This is a genomic window from Gordonia sp. Z-3, assembly GCF_036233855.1.
GTDB classification, from domain to species: Bacteria; Actinomycetota; Actinomycetes; order Mycobacteriales; family Mycobacteriaceae; genus Gordonia; species Gordonia tangerina.
The window spans coordinates 133,581-152,781 of sequence record NZ_JAZARS010000014.1 but is presented as its reverse complement, the minus strand read 5'-3'; the positions used below and the strand labels follow the sequence as shown (position 1 = coordinate 152,781).

The 19,201-nt window shown below is 67.1% G+C and carries 23 protein-coding genes; 11 read left to right on the top strand and 12 right to left on the bottom strand.

Annotated elements, in window-relative coordinates:
* Positions 1 to 12: 12 nt before the first annotated feature.
* The 7 genes from VX037_RS16995 to VX037_RS16965 form a co-directional block, all read right to left on the bottom strand.
* The gene (locus VX037_RS16995; protein WP_328715042.1) at positions 13 to 891 is read right to left on the bottom strand and encodes a siderophore-interacting protein; all 879 of its coding nucleotides are present in this window, start codon (positions 889 to 891) and stop codon (positions 13 to 15) included.
* Positions 888 to 1,988 (bottom strand): threonine aldolase family protein, encoded by a 1,101-nt coding sequence (locus tag VX037_RS16990; protein ID WP_235724324.1) that lies wholly within the window; start codon positions 1,986 to 1,988, stop codon positions 888 to 890. Before VX037_RS16990 ends, VX037_RS16995 begins: the two co-directional genes overlap by 4 nt.
* A 167-nt stretch (positions 1,989 to 2,155) precedes the next feature.
* Complete coding sequence (locus tag VX037_RS16985; protein WP_235724323.1) at positions 2,156 to 2,605, bottom strand: hypothetical protein; 450 nt, start codon at positions 2,603 to 2,605, stop codon at positions 2,156 to 2,158.
* Positions 2,606 to 2,633: 28 nt separating this feature from the next.
* Positions 2,634 to 3,755, bottom strand: a complete 1,122-nt coding sequence (locus VX037_RS16980; RefSeq protein ID WP_328715040.1) for a molybdopterin-dependent oxidoreductase — start codon at positions 3,753 to 3,755, stop codon at positions 2,634 to 2,636.
* Positions 3,752 to 4,408, bottom strand: a complete 657-nt coding sequence (locus tag VX037_RS16975; RefSeq protein ID WP_235724321.1) for a class I SAM-dependent methyltransferase — start codon at positions 4,406 to 4,408, stop codon at positions 3,752 to 3,754. The genes VX037_RS16980 and VX037_RS16975 overlap by 4 nt, the downstream gene beginning before the upstream one ends.
* Positions 4,405 to 5,079, bottom strand: a complete 675-nt coding sequence (locus VX037_RS16970) for a TIGR04282 family arsenosugar biosynthesis glycosyltransferase (RefSeq protein WP_235724320.1) — start codon at positions 5,077 to 5,079, stop codon at positions 4,405 to 4,407. The genes VX037_RS16975 and VX037_RS16970 overlap by 4 nt, the downstream gene beginning before the upstream one ends.
* On the bottom strand, positions 5,076 to 5,732 hold the full coding sequence (locus VX037_RS16965; protein WP_287015753.1) for a glycosyltransferase family 2 protein: 657 nt from the start codon (positions 5,730 to 5,732) through the stop codon (positions 5,076 to 5,078). The genes VX037_RS16970 and VX037_RS16965 overlap by 4 nt, the downstream gene beginning before the upstream one ends.
* Before the next feature lie 113 nt (positions 5,733 to 5,845).
* On the opposite strand from VX037_RS16965, the gene VX037_RS16960 reads away from it, so the two are divergent.
* Genes VX037_RS16960 through VX037_RS16950 form a run of 3 tightly spaced genes read left to right on the top strand, consistent with a single transcriptional unit; the run spans position 5,846 to position 9,030 of the window.
* Positions 5,846 to 7,231 carry a hypothetical protein gene (locus VX037_RS16960; protein ID WP_235724318.1) on the top strand — a complete coding sequence of 462 codons (1,386 nt, stop codon included), beginning with the start codon at positions 5,846 to 5,848 and terminating at the stop codon, positions 7,229 to 7,231.
* Positions 7,232 to 7,246: 15 nt separating this feature from the next.
* Entirely contained in the window at positions 7,247 to 7,948 is a 702-nt protein-coding gene (locus tag VX037_RS16955; RefSeq protein ID WP_235724317.1) for a response regulator transcription factor, read from the top strand.
* Positions 7,945 to 9,030: a sensor histidine kinase gene (locus tag VX037_RS16950; RefSeq protein WP_235724316.1), complete on the top strand. Its 1,086-nt coding sequence runs from the start codon at positions 7,945 to 7,947 to the stop codon at positions 9,028 to 9,030. Before VX037_RS16955 ends, VX037_RS16950 begins: the two co-directional genes overlap by 4 nt.
* Here the strand turns inward: VX037_RS16950 and VX037_RS16945 are convergent.
* A complete protein-coding gene (locus VX037_RS16945) occupies positions 9,010 to 10,053 on the bottom strand; it encodes an NAD-dependent epimerase/dehydratase family protein (RefSeq protein WP_328715038.1) in 1,044 nt (347 codons plus the stop codon). The two genes, VX037_RS16950 and VX037_RS16945, sit on opposite strands and share 21 nt — an antisense overlap.
* A complete protein-coding gene (locus VX037_RS16940) occupies positions 10,050 to 10,880 on the bottom strand; it encodes an S-methyl-5'-thioadenosine phosphorylase (protein ID WP_235724314.1) in 831 nt (276 codons plus the stop codon). Before VX037_RS16940 ends, VX037_RS16945 begins: the two co-directional genes overlap by 4 nt.
* A gap of 173 nt (positions 10,881 to 11,053) precedes the next feature.
* Here VX037_RS16940 and VX037_RS16935 point away from each other — a divergent pair, with 173 nt between their 5' ends.
* Both VX037_RS16935 and VX037_RS16930 read left to right on the top strand, forming a co-directional pair.
* Positions 11,054 to 11,512 (top strand): cupin domain-containing protein, encoded by a 459-nt coding sequence (locus VX037_RS16935; RefSeq protein ID WP_235724313.1) that lies wholly within the window; start codon positions 11,054 to 11,056, stop codon positions 11,510 to 11,512.
* A gap of 443 nt (positions 11,513 to 11,955) precedes the next feature.
* Entirely contained in the window at positions 11,956 to 12,147 is a 192-nt protein-coding gene (locus tag VX037_RS16930; protein ID WP_235724312.1) for a hypothetical protein, read from the top strand.
* Positions 12,148 to 12,171: 24 nt separating this feature from the next.
* Here VX037_RS16930 and VX037_RS16925 read toward each other — a convergent pair whose 3' ends face one another.
* Entirely contained in the window at positions 12,172 to 12,936 is a 765-nt protein-coding gene (locus VX037_RS16925; protein WP_266063501.1) for a mycothiol-dependent nitroreductase Rv2466c family protein, read from the bottom strand.
* A 210-nt stretch (positions 12,937 to 13,146) separates the two neighbouring features.
* Here VX037_RS16925 and VX037_RS16920 point away from each other — a divergent pair, with 210 nt between their 5' ends.
* From VX037_RS16920 to VX037_RS16910, 3 genes are all read left to right on the top strand, one after another.
* The gene (locus VX037_RS16920; protein ID WP_235724311.1) at positions 13,147 to 13,674 is read left to right on the top strand and encodes a Uma2 family endonuclease; all 528 of its coding nucleotides are present in this window, start codon (positions 13,147 to 13,149) and stop codon (positions 13,672 to 13,674) included.
* Positions 13,675 to 13,731: 57 nt separating this feature from the next.
* Entirely contained in the window at positions 13,732 to 14,184 is a 453-nt protein-coding gene (locus VX037_RS16915; protein ID WP_328715036.1) for a PaaI family thioesterase, read from the top strand.
* Positions 14,185 to 14,256: 72 nt separating this feature from the next.
* Complete coding sequence (locus tag VX037_RS16910) at positions 14,257 to 14,859, top strand: LGFP repeat-containing protein (RefSeq protein ID WP_235724309.1); 603 nt, start codon at positions 14,257 to 14,259, stop codon at positions 14,857 to 14,859.
* Positions 14,860 to 14,922: 63 nt separating this feature from the next.
* Here VX037_RS16910 and VX037_RS16905 read toward each other — a convergent pair whose 3' ends face one another.
* Positions 14,923 to 15,417, bottom strand: coding sequence for a hypothetical protein (locus tag VX037_RS16905; RefSeq protein WP_287015752.1), 495 nt, complete (start codon positions 15,415 to 15,417; stop codon positions 14,923 to 14,925).
* A 308-nt stretch (positions 15,418 to 15,725) separates the two neighbouring features.
* On the opposite strand from VX037_RS16905, the gene VX037_RS16900 reads away from it, so the two are divergent.
* Together VX037_RS16900 and VX037_RS16895 are read left to right on the top strand one after the other, a co-directional pair.
* Positions 15,726 to 16,154, top strand: a complete 429-nt coding sequence (locus VX037_RS16900; protein WP_266063497.1) for a nitroreductase family deazaflavin-dependent oxidoreductase — start codon at positions 15,726 to 15,728, stop codon at positions 16,152 to 16,154.
* A gap of 65 nt (positions 16,155 to 16,219) precedes the next feature.
* The gene (locus VX037_RS16895; protein ID WP_266063496.1) at positions 16,220 to 17,758 is read left to right on the top strand and encodes a class I adenylate-forming enzyme family protein; all 1,539 of its coding nucleotides are present in this window, start codon (positions 16,220 to 16,222) and stop codon (positions 17,756 to 17,758) included.
* A 10-nt stretch (positions 17,759 to 17,768) separates the two neighbouring features.
* Here the strand turns inward: VX037_RS16895 and ygiD are convergent, their stop codons facing one another.
* Positions 17,769 to 18,563: a 4,5-DOPA dioxygenase extradiol gene (gene ygiD, locus VX037_RS16890; protein ID WP_266063495.1), complete on the bottom strand. Its 795-nt coding sequence runs from the start codon at positions 18,561 to 18,563 to the stop codon at positions 17,769 to 17,771.
* A 113-nt stretch (positions 18,564 to 18,676) separates the two neighbouring features.
* On the opposite strand from ygiD, the gene VX037_RS16885 reads away from it, so the two are divergent.
* The gene (locus tag VX037_RS16885) at positions 18,677 to 19,198 is read left to right on the top strand and encodes a MarR family winged helix-turn-helix transcriptional regulator (protein ID WP_235724305.1); all 522 of its coding nucleotides are present in this window, start codon (positions 18,677 to 18,679) and stop codon (positions 19,196 to 19,198) included.
* Positions 19,199 to 19,201: the final 3 nt, after the last annotated feature.

Sequence of the window (19,201 nt, the reverse complement as noted above, 5' to 3'; positions counted from 1 at the left end):
AACGATTACCGGCTACAGACCGCGCCGCTCAAGCGCCTCGTCGAACTCCTCGGCCGCGGCCTTCTCGCCCTTGCCGGCAGCGATCGCACCTTGATAGACGTCGAACAACTCGTCGCCGTACGCCGCATACCGACGGGACCACTCCTCGCCGTCTGATCGCCAGTACCCGATGGTGTCGTAGCTTTCGCGTCGCCAATGGTGCTCGTTACGTAGCCACTTGCGCACCGCGCGGGACTCTGCGGCCTCACCGGCGAACCAGCAGTAACCGGGTCCGGCCGGAAGTGTCAGGTGCCGCATCGTCTCCGCCAGCACACTTGGTCCGATCCCGTTGCCGCTACCGGGAACCAGCACGATATCCGCGTCGTGAGCGACGTCGTCCAGGTAGTCGAGCTCGATGGCAGCCGGTACCTCGACGACCGCGATGGTTGATGTGGTTCCGTTGTCTTCCTGCAGAATCCGCGCCAACGCGGGGAGTCCGGCGAGGTCGGCGGCCAGCAGTCGCCACTGGGTGGGCGGAGGTCGGTACCAGCCGCGGGCATGTGCCATCACCACCTGGTGGCCTGGCTCGGCGCGTTGCGCCCATGCGGTGGCCGGCCCGTGGGAGTGGACGACGAAGTCCACCGTCATCGTCCCGGTGGCGTGATCTATGGCGCGCACCGAATAGTTGCGTGCCTCGGGGGCCGATTCCGGATCGTGATAGCCCCACACGCCGTTGCGGCACTCCATTTCCGGTGTGGCAGTTTCGCCGGGAAGCGGGAAGTAGATGCCCACCGCCTCGTCAGGGTCACCGGGCAGGGCGAGGCGGGCCAGGTCGGGCACGTGGAATTGCACCCGCCGCAGCCGCAGGGTCAGGTCGGTGGTCGCGGTGACACGCGCCGTGGAGTGCGTCATGAGTGCTGCGGGTTATCGGTTGCGGTGGTCGTCGTGAGGTCTTCGATGGTGGCGAGAAGTCCATCGACTGCGTCGGCGGTGGTGGCATGCGAGGTCACCAAGCGGGCAACGCCGGGTGCGGGGATGCCGTGATGGAAGACGTACCCCTGTGCGGTGAGGCCGTCGATGACCCGCTCGGGGAGCGCGCAGAACACCAGGTTCGCCTGCGCGGCACCCTGGACCGTGACACCGGCGGTGGTGCGCAGTCCGGATATCAGTCGCTGGGCCATCTCGTTGGCGTGTCCCGCGTTCCGCAACCACAGGTCGTCGGCCAGGTAGGCCAGCACCTGAGCCGACTCGAAACGCATCTTGGAGGCCAACTGGCCGCCACGTTTGACCCGGAATCGGAGTTCATCATGCAGGGTGGGGTCGAACGAGACGATGGCGTCGGTGGTCATCCCGCCGTTCTTCGTGATGCCGAACGAAAGGACGTCGACACCGCTGCGCCACGTCATCTCGGCCGGTGACACGCCGAGGTGGACGATCGCATTGGCGAAGCGTGCACCGTCCATGTGTATCCGCAGACCGGCGTCACGGGCGATCGCGGTGAGAGTGCGGATCTCGTCGAGCGAGTACACCGAGCCGGTCTCGGTGGCCTGCGTCAGGCTGAGCACCTGTGGTTGCGCGCTGTGCACGTCGCCGACGCGATGGCGCACCGCCCGCCGCATCTCGTCGGGGTCGATCTTACCGTCATCGCCATCGAGGAGAACGAGTTTCGCTCCGCCGCTGAAGAATTCGGGCCCGCCGCATTCGTCGACCTCGATGTGTGCGCTGCGATGGCACAGAATCGATCCCCACGGACGCGTCAGCGCCGCCAACGCAAGGGAATTGGCGGCCGAACCGGTGGACACGCAATGCAGGTCGACGTCGGTGCCGAAAAGCTCGGCGACCCGTTGGCCCGCCGATGCGGTCACCGTGTCATTGCCATAGGCCAGATGTGCCTGCGCCGATACCGCCACCACCGCATCGACGATCCCGGCGCTGGTACCGGCGGCGTTGTCGCTGGCAAACATCATCGCCGGGTCAGTTCCGTGACTGGTCACACTCGCTGTACCCATCGCGCCCAGTGTATCGATCCGCACTGGGTCGCTGAACGGGGCTGGAGCTTGCGGAAGCCCCGTGCGTAGGGCCCTTCGTGACGCTCGCTCGCCCTCAGGGGGCAGGTGATGAGGGCCGCTCGTTCCTCGCTCGCCCTCAGGGGCAGGTGGTGGCGCTCGTTGGCTCCTCAGGGAGCAGGGGGCGTGAACAGCGCGGGGTCGGGAACGGGGCGCAGACTCTCGCCCCCGCGGCGCAACCAGACCGCCGCGCCGACCACCGTCACCCACACCGCGAGGAGGACGATGGTCAGGCCCAGCCCGAAGTTGCGGTCCAGGATGGTGCTGTTGGCGATCTGATCGTCGGCGGGACGGGGTGCGATCACCGGCAGCGCCAACAGGATGAGTACATTTGTCAGACCCAACGCGATGAGGAGTGTGCGGCTCCACCACACCGGAAGACGATCCCGCAGTAGCCACGAGACACCGAGCGCGATCGGTGCCAGGACCGCGTCGTGGGCGAACAAGCCGACCGCCAGCCAGACGACGACAGACAGGCGATCGGCCGGCGTCAGCTCCCACAGCAGCCATCCGCCGTAGCCGCACGCGGCGATCCCGCAGGACACCAAGATGATTCGCACGGACCGCTCGATCACTGCACCACGCCCATCACAGGACCTCGATCCGCGACACCCACTTGGTCTGCATCACACCCGGCAGGTTCGGGGCGATGAGGCGGGCGGGGTAGCCGTGATCGATGTCGAGTGTCTCGCCGTTGAGCTGCAACGCCAGCAGCGTCAACGGGTCCTGCGACTGAGCCGTGGGCAGGGTGCTGACCGCATACAGTCCACGCTCCAGTGAGATCACCCGGATACCACGTGCGCCGGTGGCGCCGACCAGTTCGGCGAGGTCAACCAACCGCACTCCCGTCCACGTCGCGCCGACGCTCCATCCCTCCACACACGCAATCGGCAGGTCAACGGTGTGCTGGGGAAGGGCGCGCAGATCGGCCGAGGACAACTCCCGATCGGCGCCGCCGCTGGCGATGCTCAATCGGTAGTCGGTGTCGGTGGCCGCCGTGATGACCCCGGCGGCCTCGGCGGTGCGATTGATCGGCAGCCCCTGCGGGCCGTCGCCGCTGCGCGGGGCGAGGAAGGCCACCGGCCGCAGCAGGGGGATGGTCTGGCCCGCGAACGCCAGCGCGCCCAGACCACCGGCCACCCAGGTCAGGTTGAGGAAGCCGCGCCGCGTGAGCCCGGACGGTCCGCGACGCTGTGCCACCGGCCGAGAATCGACTGGGCCGTCGAGCGCGGCCCGGATCACCGGCAGCTTCACCGCGATGTGGATGGCCAGCGCACCGATCGCCACATAGGCCATCGCGTAATGTGCCGTCGGGAAGAAAAACGCCCACGGATACCACTGAGCGATGTTGAGCAACCCGGTGAGCAATTGGAAGATGCCGGCTGCCACCAGAACCGCGATCGACGCACGTTCCAGGGCGCGTGCCGGTGGCCCGATCAGTGGCCGGTCGAACAGCTTCGGGTACACCACGGCGAGCTTGGCCAGCAGCAGCGGGATCGCGACACACCCCGAGATCACATGCACCCCTTGGGTGACGCGGTAGAGCCAGATGGGCCGGGCGATCCACTCGAACCACGACGGTGGATGCTGGATGCCGTGGCTCAACAGGCCGGTGGCAAAGCAGATACCGAAGCTGATGCCCAGCGCCACACCGATCCGTGCGGTGACCCGCGGGCTACGGATGCCCGCGTCGTCGTCGGTGGTGGTCACGGCCGGATCATCTCCACCACCTGGCGCCCGGCATGCTCCCAGGTGCCCAGGATAGTCAAACCGCATCCGTGACAAAGACTCTCGGCGCCCAGTAAGCCGATCCGTGCCCACGGGAACCAGGTGCTGGCGTAACTGTCGCCTTCCACCCGCACTTCCTCGTACTCGATGTGTTCGACCGCCGGGTCGATTTCGACGAGCACCGTCCCACCGGGCCGGACGAGCGCAGCGGCGCGGGAGAGCACGCGATCAGGTGCACCACCGATGCCGATGTTGCCGTCGATCAGCAGGGCGGTGGTCCATCGTCCCTCGCCGGGCAGCGGGCCGTGGATGTCGCGGTGCAGCACTGTCACCCCGCGGGCACGCGCCATGGCCACCGCGACGGTGGAACTGTCGACGCCGAGCGCGATGAGACGTCGGGTGACCAACTCGTCGACCAAACGTCCCGGCCCGCAGCCGAGGTCGATCGTCGCGCCGTGACACCGGTCGGCAACCAACGTGTCGAACTGCCGGTCGAGATCGTCAGCCGCGGAGTCCGTGTCGCACCAGCGGTGCACCGGCCACTGCTGCGCCGAACCGTCGGTGCGGCGCAGCACGGTGTGCCGTGACGCGAACATCGCGTCGAACGGATTCGGCGCTCCCGCCGAAGTGGTCATCGCACTGCTCCGAGAAGTTCGGCAGTACGGGCGAACTCACTGGTGTCCGGACATTCCCGGGCCACTTCGGCGATGTCGGTGGGCAGATCCACATCTGTCATCGGGTCGAGCAGGGCGACGGTCAATCCCGCGTGGCGTAACGCGGCCTGGGTTGCGATGCCGGTGTCCGGACGCGACATCGTGACGGTCGACAGTGCCCGGGCCCCCCGGCCCAGTGCGGTGCCGAACGCCCACCACCCACCGTCGTCGGCGATACCCAGAACACAGCGTCGGGCGCGCGGCTCGAGTCGCCGCAGTGCGCTGCGCAGCTGGTCGGCCCGCACCTGTGGCGTATCCATCCCGATCTGGATGACCCGCTGTGCACCGGTGTCCGCGGCATCGAGATGGGCATTGACCAGTCGCTGCGCGAACCCGTCGCCACGCTGGGTGATGAGCGTGCAACCGCTCAGCGCCTCGATGAGGTCGACGCTGCGCACCGCGTCGGCGAGCCGGCCGGTGAGCGCCACGATCACCGAGGCCCCGGCCACTCCACGAGCGGTGCGCACGGTGTCGAGCAGGGCGGCGGCGGCCAGGGTTGCTGCGCCGACATCACCGAACTCGCCGGCCAGGCGGGTCTTGGCGAGGCCGGGCACCGGGGCCTTGGCGACGATGAGTACTGCCGCGCTGCTCATCGCAACACCACCAGGAAGTCCCGCGCGGCTCGTGCCGACCCTCGGATGGACCCGGACACCTTGGACTCGCCGGCGGTGCGCACGGTGTAGCGCACATCGCGTTCGACGACGCGCAAGCCGTGCTGCCCGGCCCGGAGCAGCAGTTCCACGGGGTATCCGCTCTGTCGATCACCGACGTTCAGTCCGTTGAGCGTGTCGCGGCGGATGGCGCGCATCGGTCCGATGTCGTGGATGGGCAGACGGTAGCGGCGGCGCAGGTAGGCGGCGACGACCGCGGAACCCGCGCGTGCATGCAGGGGCCAGGTCCGGGGATGGTCGGGGCGGCGGCGCCCGACGGCGAGGTCAGCGCCGCGATCGAGTTCCGCTACCAGCATCAACAGCTCCTGTGGGTCCATCGAGCCGTCGCCGTCGATGGTGCACACCACCGGCCGGCGGGCGGCCGCAACACCGGCACCCACTGCGGACCCGTAGCCGGGCTCGGGCTCGTACACCACCGTCGCCCCGGCTGCGCGCGCCGCCGCGGCGGTGTCATCGTCGGAACCGTTGTCGACCACGATGCTCTGCACGCCCTCGGGAACCCGGGCCAGCACATCCGAGATGGACCCTGCCTCGTTCCGGCAGGGGATGATCACCGCGATCTCGCTGGCATTCACCCTGTCCACGGTAGGAGCGGGACCGGTGAAGCGACAGGGTTTCGGTGATGACAGAAGTGTGACGGGTTGACAGTCGACGCCCGCCGACGGTGTGAAACCAATAGCGTTGCAGCATGGCCGACACGGTGACCGAGGACGAACGGGAGGGGCACAACGGCGCAGACGTTGCCGCGCCGCCTCCTGTTCGCCTGCGTCGAGACATCGTAAGCGTCTGTATCGCAGTGCTTCTGGTATCCGTTGCCGCTCTGGTGCCGTTGGTGTTCGACCGAACGCTGCTGGCCCGGATCTTCGCCGAGGCGCCACCGTTGTTCGCGCACTGGCTGCCGCATACGGGCCCGGGTACCGTTCCGGCGATCGTGATCGCGGTACTGGCGGTGGTGGCCATGCCGGCGTTGGCGCTGCGCCTGTCATTTGTGGGATTGTGCGTGGTGACCTGGGCCTGGGCTCTGGCGTGGACGGTGAGTCTTGCGCTGATCGATGGTCCACAGCGTGGCTACGCGGGACGGTTGGAGCGACCCGACGAGTACCTCTCGGAGGTGTCCGGCGTGGCGAGCATCCCGACGATGCTGCGGGAGTTCGCCGACCGCATCGTCGACGGTCAGCCCGATTCGTGGACGACGCATGTGTCCGGACACCCGCCCGGCGCGTTGCTGAGCTTCGTGGTGCTCGATCGGATGGGTCTCGGCGGCGGGGCCTGGGCGGGTACCTGGTGCATCGTGACCGGTACCAGTGCTGCGGTCGCCGTGCTGATCGCCGTGCGACGACTCGGTGACGAACGATGGGCACGACGATGCGCACCGTTTCTGGTGCTGTTTCCCGGCTGGGTGTGGGTAGGCGTCTCGGCAGACGGCTACTTCATGGCGGTCGCGGCATGGGGCGTGGCCCTGATCGCGGTGGCCGCGACCGAACGTGGCTGGCGACGAGCACTGTGGGCGACGGTGGCGGGCGTGCTGCTCGGTTTCGGGATCTTCCTCAGTTACGGACTCATCCTGGTGGGGGTGGTGGCGCTGGCGGTTCTGCTCGCCGCCCGGACCGCGCGTCCGCTGCCGTGGGCGTGTGCCGGTGCGCTCATCGCGGTGGTGGCGTTCTGGGCCAGCGGATTCTGGTGGCTCGACGGCTATCACCTGGTTGTCGAGCGGTACTACCAGGGCATCGCGAGCGATCGGCCGTTCGCGTACTGGGGCTGGGCCAATCTGGCGGCCACCCTCTGCGTACTCGGTCCGGCGGCTGCGGCCGGAGTCGGGCGCGCATTTCGGTGGCCACCGCGACGGATGTGGCACAGTGCGCCCACGGTGTTGTTGCTCGGTGGGCTCGCGGCCATCGTGATCGCCGACCTCAGCGCGCTCAGCAAGGCGGAGACGGAACGGATCTGGTTACCGTTCTCGCTGTGGGTGATGGTCGGTACCGGACTGCTGCCGATCCGGCATCAGCGAATCTGGTTGGTGCTACAGGCAACCCTGGCGCTGCTCGTCAACCATCTGCTGTTGACCTATTGGTGAGTCGAGAGGTGGGTGATGGTGCGCATACTCGTGGCCGACGACGACCGGGTGGTCGCCGACGTCGTACGGCGTTATCTGCAACGCGACGGAATGGAGGTGACGGTGGTGGACACCGGTGCCGCGGCACTTGCCCACATCGCCGCCGAGCCCATCGATCTCGCCATCCTCGACGTGATGATGCCCGAGGGCGACGGCATCGAGGTGTGCGAGACGATCCGCGCCGGCCGCCACGCCGACCTGCCCGTCATCATGTTGACCGCGCTCGGCGAAGCCGACGACCGTGTCGCCGGGCTCGAATCCGGCGCCGACGATTACGTGGCGAAACCCTTCAGCCCCCGCGAACTGAGCCTGCGGGTGCAGTCGGTGTTGCGGCGGGCACGGGCGAACCACACCGCGCCGGCGGCGTCGATCACCGACGGCGAGATCTCGGTGGACCCGGCGTCCTGTGCCGTGTTGGTCGGGACGCGTGAGATCTCGACCACCAAACGCGAATTCGATCTGTTGGAGTTCTTCGTCGCGCACCCGGACGCGGTGTTCACGCGCGAGGAACTGCTCGACCGGGTGTGGGGGTGGACGTTCGGCGACATCTCGACGGTCACCGTCCACGTCAAACGGCTGCGCGCCAAACTCGGTGCGGCGGCACGGATCGAGACGGTGTGGGGTCGCGGGTACCGATGGAACGCGGCGCCGGCGCCGCGAGAGCGGAGCAACAGGTGAACACCGAGACCCTACGCATCTTCGCGGTGGCGCTGGCGATGACGGCGCCGATCGCTGCGGCGGGCGCCGCCGTGATCTATCTCATCCGGGGAATGTCGTTGCGTGCCAACATGGTCGCCATCATCTTGGTGCCGTTGGCGGCAACCTTCACCGCGATCTTCGGGGTCAGCGGCTTCATGTTCACCGACGACAGTTCGCGGGTGGTCGCAGTGCTTGCGGCGGTGGCGTTGGTGACCGCGCCGCTGGCCCTGCTGCTCGGCCATTTACAGGCCAAACGCACCGTGTGGGAACGTCAGATGCGTGCGCAGGAACGTGCCGCCGAACATTCGCGTCGCGAACTGATCGCCTGGGTGAGCCACGATCTGCGGACTCCGCTGGCCGACATCAAGGCGCTGGCCGAGGCACTGTCGGATCAGGTGGTCACCTCGCCGGACGAGATCGCCGACTTCGCCCGCGAGATCGACACCAACACGATCCGGTTGTCGCAGATGGTGGATGACCTGTTCGAGATGTCGCGCATCAATTCCGGTGCGATGACCCTGGAGTTGGAGCCGGTCGACGTCCGGGAGGTGGTCGACGAGGTGACCACCGCTCTCGGTGGCGCCGCTCGCCGCGCCGACATCTCCCTCGGTGTCGTCGCCCCGAATACGCCGGTGGTGGCCACGGCGAGTTCGTCGGCGCTCTCACGTGTCCTGACCAACCTGGTCGTCAATGCGATCGCGCACACCGGGCGCGGTGGAGCGGTGGATCTGGTGGTCGCCGACCTCGGCGCGAGCGTGTCGATCGCGGTGGACGACGACGGCTCCGGAATCCCCGACGAGGACCTGCCCCGGATCTTCGAGGTGGCCTACCGGGGCACCACGTCGCGTAGTCCGGTCAACGCCGACGGATTGCCCGTCGGCTCCGGTATGGGTCTGGCGATCGCCCGCGGTCTGATCGAGGCGCACGCCGGTGAGATCGTCGCGGCCAACACCGAACGGGGCAGCCGATTCGAGGTGGTGCTGCCCCACACACCGCGCGCACCGCGTACGGATACGTCGGTCCGCGCCGAACTCGGCCGGTCAGCGCGCCGCATCACGTAGCGGCGCCGTCGCGAATTCGGCGAGACCCTCGTCGGGGCCGATGCGCGCGGTGAAACCCAGCGTCTCCCGTGCTCGGGTCGGATCGGCGACGATGTGCCGGATGTCGCCGGGCCGCACCTCGCCGGTCACCATGGGAGTCGGTCCGGTGATGCGCCGCGCCAACACACCGGCCACTTCGCCGATCGAGATCGGTTGTCCCGAACACACGTTCAGTGCGGAGAAACCTTCGGTGTGCGCGGTGATCGCCATAGTGTTCGCCCGTGCCACGTCGTCGACGTGGACGAAATCGCGCATCTGGCCGCCGTCTTCGAACACCAGCGGGGCCTGTCCGGCGGCGAGTCGGGAGCGGAAGATCGACGCGACTCCCGCGTACGGGGTGTCCCGCGGCATTCCCGGTCCGTACACGTTGTGGTAGCGCAACGCGACCACTGCACCGCCGGTCGCGATGGACCACGCACGCGCGTAATGCTCTTGGGCCACTTTGCTCGCCGCATACAGACTGGTGGGGCGCAGCGGTGCGTCCTCACCGGTCAGTTCCCAGGAGATGAGCTGCCCGTCCTCGGTGTGATACTCGAAATCTCCGGCGTCGGTGCGGGCCGGATCGCGGACTGGGAGCTGCTCGACCCGACTACCGTCGGCTGCCCGCAACCGACCAGAGCCGTAAACCACCATCGACGACGCCAGAACGAGCCGGCCACACCCGGCGCGATGCATCGCCGCCAGCACGGCCGCGGTGCCGAGGTCGTTGTGTCGAGCGTACAGCGGTGCATCCGAGGCGGTGACGCCCATCCCGACCATCGCCGCCTGATGGCACACCACGTCGACGCCGTCGAGTAGGTCGGCGATCGCGTCGACGTCGGTCACATCCACCTGCGTCACCCCGTCCGGGGTGAGCGGCCGGCGGCCGTGGGCCTCGGCGATCATTGCGTCGACGGCCACGGTGTCGATGTCCTGCTCGCGCAACTGACCGACGATGCGTGACCCGATGAATCCGGCTGCGCCGGTGACCAGAACCCGGGTCACGAGATCTCCGCGAGCACGGCGTCCACATCGTGATCACCTGTTGCGCAGGGGCAGTGGGTTGACACATCGATTGTGCGGATCGCGTCGAGCAGCAGGCCGGCGAATGTCGGCAGATTTCGGGAGAACTCGGCGAACACCTCCGCCGCGGTCACCCCATCGCCTTCGGACACGCCGGCGTCGAGATCGGTGACCAGGCAGGCATTCGCGTAGCAGATCTGCAGTTCGCGAGCCAACGCCGCCTCGGGGTGCCCGGTCATGTTGATGACCGACCAACCCTGGGCGGCATACCAACGACTTTCGGCGCGCGTGGAGAACCGTGGGCCGTCGATCACCACCAGCGTGCCGCCATCGACCGCGTCCGACCGGGTCATCGCCGCTCGCAGCGCAGGGCAGTAGGGGTCGGCCAGCGACACGTGGATCGGCCCGTGCGAGTGGCCGGTTGGTAGCCGATCGAAGAAGGTCTGGGCGCGTCCTCCGGTACGGTCCACCAGCTGATCCGGGACGATCACCGTGCCCGGCCCGTTGTCTGGCTGCAGCCCGCCAACTGCGGATGCGCTGAGGATGCGGCGAACGCCCACCGACCGCAGCGCCCACAGGTTCGCCCGGTAAGGGACGGTGTGTGGCAGGTATTCGTGGCGCGCGCCGTGGCGGGGGAGGAAGACGATGCGCCGACCGTCGAGGGTGGCCTCGGTCAGGACCGCCGACGGATCGCCGAAGGGGGTCTGGACACGATGCTCGACGACGTCGTCGAATGCCGCCTCCTCGGCCAACCACGAATAGAAGCCCGAACCGCCGATGACCCCGATCGCTGCGTCTCGTTCGACCATGCAGCCATCATCACCGAGGAACTCCGGTCGGGGGCGCAGATTGGCACGACGGTCACACTTTCGTCACCGGCCGGGCTGTGGTTGCCGGTGGCGTGGCCGCGGACTTCGCACAGCGACCGGGCAGGTTGTCCGAACACGGTGAACGCGCCCGGTGCGCGCGGTACCTTTCGACCATGCTGCGATCCCTGCGCGTTCTCGCCGGACTGTGCGTGGTTGCGGCGCTCTCCGGTGTCGGCACCTCACCCGCGCTCGCCACACCGTCGTCGGGGATCTCCGCGGTGACGGTGGCAGAGGGGGACGTCCCGGCCGGACTGCTGCCGTTCGTCCCCGACGGCGTCCATGTGGCCGTGCGGGAGATCACGATCGCTCCCGGTGGCACCACCGGCTGGCATTATCACGACGGCGATCTGGTCGGACTGGTGCGATCGGGGACGCTGACCCACCCCGGCCCGGACTGCGTCCCGACGATCTACGGTCCTGGGACGATCATCGAAGAGCCGCGCGGGCAGCAGAATACGCATGAGGGCGAGAATCTCGGCGACGTACCCGTGGTGCTCGACGTGCTCTATCTGATTCCGCTGGGCAAGCCGTTGTCACAGGACGCGGCGGCGCCGCCATGCGCGCAACCGTAGTCGGCGCGAGTCACAGGAACTGACGGCGCGAACCGGGAACATTCGCGAACTCCGGCAACGTCCTACTCTCGTTCGGCCGATGGGCCGGAACCCCAACCGGGTCTACGAGAGGAACACCAATGATCATCGCCATCTACAACCTGGGCGTCGCCATCTGGAATCTGGTCGTGAGCATCATCTGAGCACAGCCGACCGGCTCGGCCCGGCCCGGGACGTCGGACGGCCGCTAGGCGAAATGCGCCCCACAATAGCGCCCCTACCAGCACGTTCGTGAACACAGTGTTTGCGAAGGTGCTGTGCGGGGTGCTTCTGTGGGGCGCATTTCTGCTGGATCGACACACAGAAGGCGGGTGCTACACAGCTCGCGACCAGTGAACCTCAAGTGATCCCCAAGCGTGGTCGGCGAACCTCATCGGTGAGGACACCGAGACGAGGAGTACACCATGGCCGCGCGAACACACACGGTCCCGACGCCGCGCTGGGCGCATCGCCGCTGGACGTCGATGCTGGACACCACCGCGGTCGCCGTCCCGCAGATCCTGATGATGGGACTGATCATGTTCGCCGTTGCCGAGAGCCCCGCACCTGCCACCGAGTCGACCGAGCAGCCGCCGGTGGTCGTGGTCGCGCGGTGATCCGATCCCGGCCGGTCCGGCCACTCACTTCTTGGTGCGCCGGCTCCCGCCGTGCCAGTCCTCTTGCAACCCGGCTTCGGTGGTGTCCACCCCGAACGCGGTCAGCTGGGGACGCTCGCGCAGGCTGCGCTTCAGTTCGGCGAAACCGGGAAAGCGGGCCAGCCCGACGACGTGATCCCACAGTTCGACGGCATCTTCGTCGCTGGGCAGGCGGCTGATGACCGGGCCGAAGAACGCCACCCCCTCTGGCGGCTCGAAGTGGATGATCGGCGTGCCGACGTCGCGGCCGGTCAGCCCCAGCGCTTCGTCGGTCTCGGCCCGGATCTCCGCGTCCAACGATGTGTCGTCCAGCGCGGCGGCGTGATGGGCCGGCAGGCCCAGTTCGTCCAGCACGGGTTTCAGAAAGTTCTCGGTGCCTCGATCATCGCGTCCATCGACGATGTAGGTCCCGGTGTGCGAGTCGAAGATCCGCGTGCCGAACGCCTCGTACAGTCGTCCGATCGGTTCTCGTCCGTGTTCGCGTCGCACGCTTGCGGCGGCCCGGAGCAATCGCAGTCCCGCAGTGTGCCCGGCCTCGTATTCGGGCGGGAAATGACTGTCGTAGTCGATGTGCGAGTTGAGCAGCCGAAGCGAGATGAACCGCCAGTCGACGTTGTAGTCGCGTTGCGCCTGGACCTTTCGAACCCACTTGCTGGTCATCCAGGCGAAGGGGCAGACCGGGTCGAAGTAGAAGTTGATGTCGGACATCGGTGTCGCTTCCGGTTGCGGACGGGTCTCGGACTCGACCATAGCGCGCACGATGGGTGGCCGGCGTTTCCGTGGAATGTTGACCAGGTTGTGCACAGATCGGGTCATCGTCTGACGATTGAGCCTCGACATGACAGATTCGGCTCCGTGGCCATTCACCCTGCAGAGCGCGAGGTCTCGTACTCGATTCGTCCGATCCGATGAGCTGCGGCCTTCCATCCCGAGCTCACCAACCCGACTACACTCCTGAGCATGTCCCGCCCAGCTCGCGCCCATTTGCTGTCGCTGGATGAGTGGTGGGAAAGCGGCGAGGACCGTGAGGTCCGAGTCGAACTGCAAGAGGGTGTGCGGATAGTGGCGCCTCGGCCGCGACCCGCGCACGCACGCGTGGTGTTGAGTCTCGCCACTCAACTCAGCGACCAGCTCCCACCGGGCTTCGAGGTGCTGATCGAGGTCGATGTCGTGATCGATCCCAACACCCCGGCCACCGTGCGCGTGCCCGACCTCATCGTTCGCTCCACGACGTCCGTGGAGTTCCCGATCACCGCCGATCAGCTGGCGCTGGCCATCGAGGTGATGTCGCCGGGCTCGCGACGCACCGATCGCGTCACCAAGAGCAGCGAATACGCCGAGGCGGGCATCCCGCACTACTGGATCGTCGATGAAGACCTCTCGGTGACTGCATTGGAGCTGACACCGGGCGGTTACGTGGCGACCGGCTTCGTCGGCGACATCGTGACGTCGACCCCGTGGCCGATGCGGATCTCGCTGGAGCGGTGACGACGGGCCGAGGCAAAGTCTCGCCAGGTCGGGCGTCCAGGCGGATACTTGCAGTCTGTGGACACCATCGCAGTGCAGGACCGGCTGTTCCCGACGATGAACTGCTTCGGTTGCGGACCGGCCAACGAGCGCGGGTTGCGCCTGAAGAGTTTTGTCGACGGCGGTTGCGTCGTCGCCACGTTCACACCGTGGCCCGAGCACGACAACGGGATCGGGTATCTGAACGGCGGCATCATCGCCACACTGCTCGACTGCCACAGCGCCGCGGCGGTCATGAACGAGGCGTCGGTGCAGGGGTGGCACTCACTCGACGGAGCGCTGTTGCCGTTCGTCACCGCGGGTATCGACGTCCGCTATGTCCGACCGAGCCCGCTCGATCTGCCGGTCGAGCTCCGCGCGACGATCGTCGAATCGGTCGAGGCCGAGATCGTCTGTGATGTCGAACTGCGTTTCGACGAGAAGGTCCGCGCCACCGGACATGCGGTGTGGAAACGATGGCGGCCCAGGTGAATACGACCTCCCGCGACGGATGTCCGATGCCTCACCGGCAGCCGGTTTCGGTGGGTCCGTACACTGCCGGGGATGCCGAATCCTGATCCAACTCCGCGTCCGCTGGCCCGACGAGCCCTCCGCACCACCGCGGTAGTCATGATGACTCTCGTGTTCGGTGCGCTCGGATTCATCCAACCGGCGTCCGCGGACGTGGTCCTCGGTGGCCACGCGGTAGGCGGCAAGATCGGCGAGGCCTATCTCGGCAGCGGTGGCGTGTTCAAGTGGGGTGTGCCGACCTCCGACGAACGCGCTGCGGCCAAGGGCGGTCGCTACCAGACCTTCGCCCGCGATGTCACCTTCTACTGGCACCCGTCGGCCGACAATGGCACCGCGCACCAGATCGGCGGCGCCATCCGGCAGCGGTGGCAGGCGGCGGGCGCCGAGCGCGGACCGCTCGGATTCCCGGTCACCAATGAGTTCAAGGCCGGCAGCGGACGCGCCAACGACTTCACCGGGGGGTCGATCTGCTGGAGCAAGACCGGCGGTGCGCAGATCGTGTGGGGCGGTATCCTGCAGAAGTGGCGGGCCACGGGGGCGGCCGGCGGGTATTACGGTGTGCCGCTCGGCGGCGAGTACCGTGTCGGGTCGCGCTTCGCCCAGGACTTCGCCAACGGGACGATCTTCTGGCCGTGAGTGTCGGCGCCGGCAGCGGATGCGGCCTCGGCTCTGGCCACGTCGTAGTGGCGTTGGCCGCGGTCAACCAGCGATGAGTACGCGATGATCGACGGCGCAATCGGCGAATAGTCGGCGTACGGCGACGCGGGCCCAGGCGCACCGGAAGTACGGTTCGCGCTGCGCGTGGGCGCGGGCGTTGACCGAGTCGGGGCCGTGGCGCGTCAGCATGTTCTGCATGCGCTCGTCGAGGGGCAGATACTGTCCCTGTGGTCCCGACGTCTGGTCGGCCACGGTCAAGGCGTCGCTGACGGCGTCTTCGGTGAACTCGAAGCTGCTGAGTTCCTCGCCGAGGCCGTGTATCTCGGCGCAGAATCGCGCTCCGGAGTGGTGGGCCACCAGAGCGCAGATCTCCGGCGACCATCCCAGCGACTCGAGGTGGTGGGCACCGTCGATCGGATGGAATCCGCAGGACGCCAATTGTGGCGCGTACCCGACGTCGTGCAACCACGCCGCCGCGATCAGCGTCGGCCGATCCGCGGTGGGTACCGTCTTGGCCAGCCCCGGCGTCCTGGACACCACACCTTCGGTGTGCCTCAAACGTGATGGCAATGGTGTCAATAGTTTTCGTGACAATTCCGCTGCAGAAAGCACCAGTGGGTGCATACTCGCATCTTCACTCATGACCAACCCCCGACTATCACCCCGAAGGTTACTAGGCAGTAAGTCTCAACGCGAGTTGTGTGCACTACGTCACTACCTGGTGCATCAGACGGTCGAGAGTCGCCGTGACATCGGCCGCGTTCTGGCCGGTTCGCGCGTCCGATCGTCCCGGGCGGGGTAGGAATGGTCGCAGGGGGATCCACCGTGCGACGAAGGAAGTGACCATGAGCGAGACCGACGACTGGAATACCCAGATCATCAACGAGTTCCGTGCGAATGAGGGCAAGGTGGGTGGCCCGTTCGAAGGTGCGCCGATGGTCCTGCTGCATCACACGGGTCGCAAGAGCGGCAAGCAGAACGTCACCCCGCTGATGTTCATGCCCGATGACGACGATGCGGCGCTGATGTACATCTTCGCGTCCAAGGCCGGTGCCCCCTCTCATCCCGCCTGGTATCACAACCTCACCGCGTCCGGAAGCGCCCGTGTGGAGGTGGGCACCGAGACCTTCGACGTCGCCGTCAATGAGGTCGTCGGCGACAACCGCGACCGTATCTACGCCGAACAGGCCAAGCGGTATCCGGGGTTCGCCGAGTACGAGGCCAAGACCGCAGGTGTCCGCACGATCCCGGTGCTGGCGTTGCGACGGGTTTGAGTACTCGCGCGCGTCGATGCGTCGAAGCGGGGGCGTCGGCGGCTGTCCCGGAGTACAAACGAAGAATGAGTGACAGCGCCGTCATCGAGATCGGTCGTGACCGGAATCCCTTCGGCGTCTCCGGCGTCGTCCGCGACGACGATGGCGTGCCCCGGTACACGGGTCTGCCGGCGACGCTGGTCGACGTTGTCCGCGAGCGTGCCCTGTCGGCTCCGAAGGACGAGGCCGTCGTCGAACTCGGTGGACGCCGCCTGACGTACGCCCAGTTGTGGGACGAGGCGTGCCGCGTGGCGGGCGGTTTGCGAGAGCAGGGCGTGACAAAGGGCGATCGAGTCGCACTACGGTACGCGGCGGGTGTGGACTGGGTGCTGGCCTTCTGGGGCACCGTGCTGGCCGGCGGTGTGGTGGTGGCGGTCAACACACGAATGGCCGACGCCGAAGTGCAATTCGTGCTCGACGATGCCGCGGTGCGGGTGGATCTCACCCCGGACACGCCGCTGCCTATCGGGGAGCCGTACGTCGCCGACGACCTCACGGCTCGCGACGTCGCAGCGTTCTTCTACACCTCGGGAACGACCGGCCGGCCGAAAGGGGTGCCCACCACCCACGAGGCGTTCATCACCAACGCCGAGAACATGATCCGGTGCTCTGGCATCTCCCGCGATCTGGGTTCGGATTACCGCACCCTGGTCTCGGTGCCGCTGTTTCATGTGACCGGCTGCAACTCGCAGCTGTTGGTGGCCGCTTATGTCGGCGGTACGTCGGTGATCATGCCGCAGCTCGACGTTGCGACCATGGCCGACGTCGTGGTGGTCGAGCGGATCGGCTACCTGATCACGGTTCCGGCGGTCTACGCATTGCTGTTGAGACATCCCGCCTTTGCCGGCGCGGACGTGTCCGGGGTGCGGGTCGTCGGCTACGGCGGGGCGCCGATCGCGCCCACGCTCGTCCAACAACTCCAGGCTGCCTTCCCGCGGGCGACGGTGATGAACGGCTACGGAATGACCGAGTCCGCGTCACTCATCACGGTGTTGCCCGACGCGGATGCCGTCGCCCACGCCGACTCGGTGGGCTACGCCGTACCGTCGGTGGACATCGGCATCGTGCCGATCGGCGACGACCGGAGTGTCGGCGAACTCGTGGTCCGCGGTGCCAACGTGACCGGCGGCTACTGGCAACGCCCGGATGCGGATGCGGACACCATCATCGGCGGGTGGTTACACACCGGGGACGTCGTTCGGGTCGACGATGCCGGTCGCGTGCACATCGTCGACCGGATCAAGGACATCATCAATCGTGGGGGCGAGAACGTGTCCAGTATCGAGGTGGAGGCGGTGCTGTTGTCGGCCCCCGGCGTGCTGGACGCCGCGGTGCTGCCGGTGCCCGACGACGTGATGGGCGAGAAGGTCGGTGCGGTGCTGGTGTCGGAGTCCGGGGAGCTCGACCTCGACGCCGTCCTCGACCATTGCCGGCGCAGCCTGGCCGACTTCAAGGTGCCGCAGTTTGCCGCCGTGTCGGGAGAAGCGTTGCCGCGTAACGCGGGTGGGAAGCTGCTCAAGCGCAGGATCCGGGACGAGGTGAGGTGGGGAAATCCGTTGCGGTGACGCGTACGTGTCAGTCCACCACATAGGACGTCATCGACAGCGACCCGTACGAGCAACCGTCAACGAGGACGGTTGTGGACGAGTCGTCGGAGGTGCCGGCCGCCAGGCCGGCGAGATACACCGAGGGTAGGAAGTGGTCGGGCGTGGGCACGGCCGCGGCATAGTCGTGGTGGCCGGCCAGTGTCGGGTAGTCGGCGGGGTTGGTGAGCATGACCTGACGTGCGGCATCGTCGAAGCGTTGTGCCCAGTCGTAGCCGGACTCCGGAACGGAGAAGTCGACGGCGCGCAGATTGTGCACGATGTTGCCGCTGCCGATGATCAACACACCCGATTCGCGCAGCGGGGCCAGTTGTGCGCCGAGATCGAAGTGGTAGTCGAGATCGCGTTCGCCGTTGATACTCAATTGGACGATCGGGATGTCGGCGTCGGGGAAGGCATGCGCGAGCACCGACCACGCGCCGTGATCGATACCCCAGCTGTCGGCATCGGTGCCCACCCAGGTGGGTTTGACGACGTCGGCGACCTCACCGGCGAGATCGGGCAATCCCGGTGCCGGATAGTCGAAATCGAACAGCTCGCGCGGAAATCCGTAGAAGTCGTGAATCGTGCGGGGCCGCGCCATGCCGGTGACCGCGGTGGCGTTGATGTACCAGTGGGCACTGATCATCAGGATGGCTCGCGGGCGGGGGACCGACCGGCCGAATTCTGCCCACGACTGGGTGAAGCGGTTGTGTTCGATCGCGTTCATGGGGCTGCCGTGCCCGAGGAACGCCATCGGCATCGTCGAGGGGGATGCAGCGGTCATTGTCGTTCCTTCGCAGTCGGTCGAGGAAGCGCATGCGAGTGTGCATGAATCTTCATGAATTCTGATCGTACGACCATCTGTATGAAAGTTCAAGAACTTGCTACGCTGCGATCATGACGCTCACTCCGGACGAACAGCGGGCGTTTCGTGGGTTCCTGACGTTGTCGATGCTGCTCGACGATGCTCTCGATGTTCAGTTGCGGCGCGACAGCGGGCTGACCCACTCGCAGTACATGATCCTGTTCCGGCTGTCGGAGGCGCCAGAGAAGACCATCGGCATGCGGCGTCTGGTGGTCCTCGCGCACAGTGAGCAGAGTCGGTTGTCGCACGCCGTCACGGTGATGGAGGGTCGGGGGTGGGTGCGACGGGTCAAGTCGTCCGACGGCAGCGACCGTCGTGCCGTGTCGGTGATGCTCACCGAAGCCGGAATGGACCTGGTGCGTGCGGCTGCGCCGAGACACAGCACCGAGGCGCAGCGACTGATCTTCGATGCCCTGGACGCCGATGATCTCGCACACCTGAACTCGGTCATCGATCGTGTGTTGCCGCACATGTCCGCACTCGGACTGGATCTGCCCTCGCCGCAGGAAGACCCGACCATGTGGGATGGTCGGGTCGACCCGCGTGATACGTGAGAG

Excerpts from the sequence above, each read along its gene's own strand:
- VX037_RS16995 (WP_328715042.1), bottom strand. The coding sequence starts at position 891 with ATGACGCACTCCACGGCGCGTGTCACCGCGACCACCGACCTGACCCTG.
- VX037_RS16990 (WP_235724324.1), bottom strand. The coding sequence starts at position 1,988 with ATGGGTACAGCGAGTGTGACCAGTCACGGAACTGACCCGGCGATGATG.
- VX037_RS16975 (WP_235724321.1), bottom strand. The coding sequence starts at position 4,408 with ATGACCACTTCGGCGGGAGCGCCGAATCCGTTCGACGCGATGTTCGCG.
- VX037_RS16970 (WP_235724320.1), bottom strand. The coding sequence starts at position 5,079 with ATGAGCAGCGCGGCAGTACTCATCGTCGCCAAGGCCCCGGTGCCCGGC.
- VX037_RS16960 (WP_235724318.1), top strand. The coding sequence starts at position 5,846 with ATGGCCGACACGGTGACCGAGGACGAACGGGAGGGGCACAACGGCGCA.
- VX037_RS16955 (WP_235724317.1), top strand. The coding sequence starts at position 7,247 with ATGGTGCGCATACTCGTGGCCGACGACGACCGGGTGGTCGCCGACGTC.
- VX037_RS16940 (WP_235724314.1), bottom strand. The coding sequence starts at position 10,880 with ATGGTCGAACGAGACGCAGCGATCGGGGTCATCGGCGGTTCGGGCTTC.
- VX037_RS16935 (WP_235724313.1), top strand. The coding sequence starts at position 11,054 with ATGCTGCGATCCCTGCGCGTTCTCGCCGGACTGTGCGTGGTTGCGGCG.
- VX037_RS16930 (WP_235724312.1), top strand. The coding sequence starts at position 11,956 with ATGGCCGCGCGAACACACACGGTCCCGACGCCGCGCTGGGCGCATCGC.
- VX037_RS16925 (WP_266063501.1), bottom strand. The coding sequence starts at position 12,936 with ATGGTCGAGTCCGAGACCCGTCCGCAACCGGAAGCGACACCGATGTCC.
- VX037_RS16920 (WP_235724311.1), top strand. The coding sequence starts at position 13,147 with ATGTCCCGCCCAGCTCGCGCCCATTTGCTGTCGCTGGATGAGTGGTGG.
- VX037_RS16910 (WP_235724309.1), top strand. The coding sequence starts at position 14,257 with ATGCCGAATCCTGATCCAACTCCGCGTCCGCTGGCCCGACGAGCCCTC.
- VX037_RS16900 (WP_266063497.1), top strand. The coding sequence starts at position 15,726 with ATGAGCGAGACCGACGACTGGAATACCCAGATCATCAACGAGTTCCGT.
- VX037_RS16895 (WP_266063496.1), top strand. The coding sequence starts at position 16,220 with ATGAGTGACAGCGCCGTCATCGAGATCGGTCGTGACCGGAATCCCTTC.
- ygiD (WP_266063495.1), bottom strand. The coding sequence starts at position 18,563 with ATGACCGCTGCATCCCCCTCGACGATGCCGATGGCGTTCCTCGGGCAC.
- VX037_RS16885 (WP_235724305.1), top strand. The coding sequence starts at position 18,677 with ATGACGCTCACTCCGGACGAACAGCGGGCGTTTCGTGGGTTCCTGACG.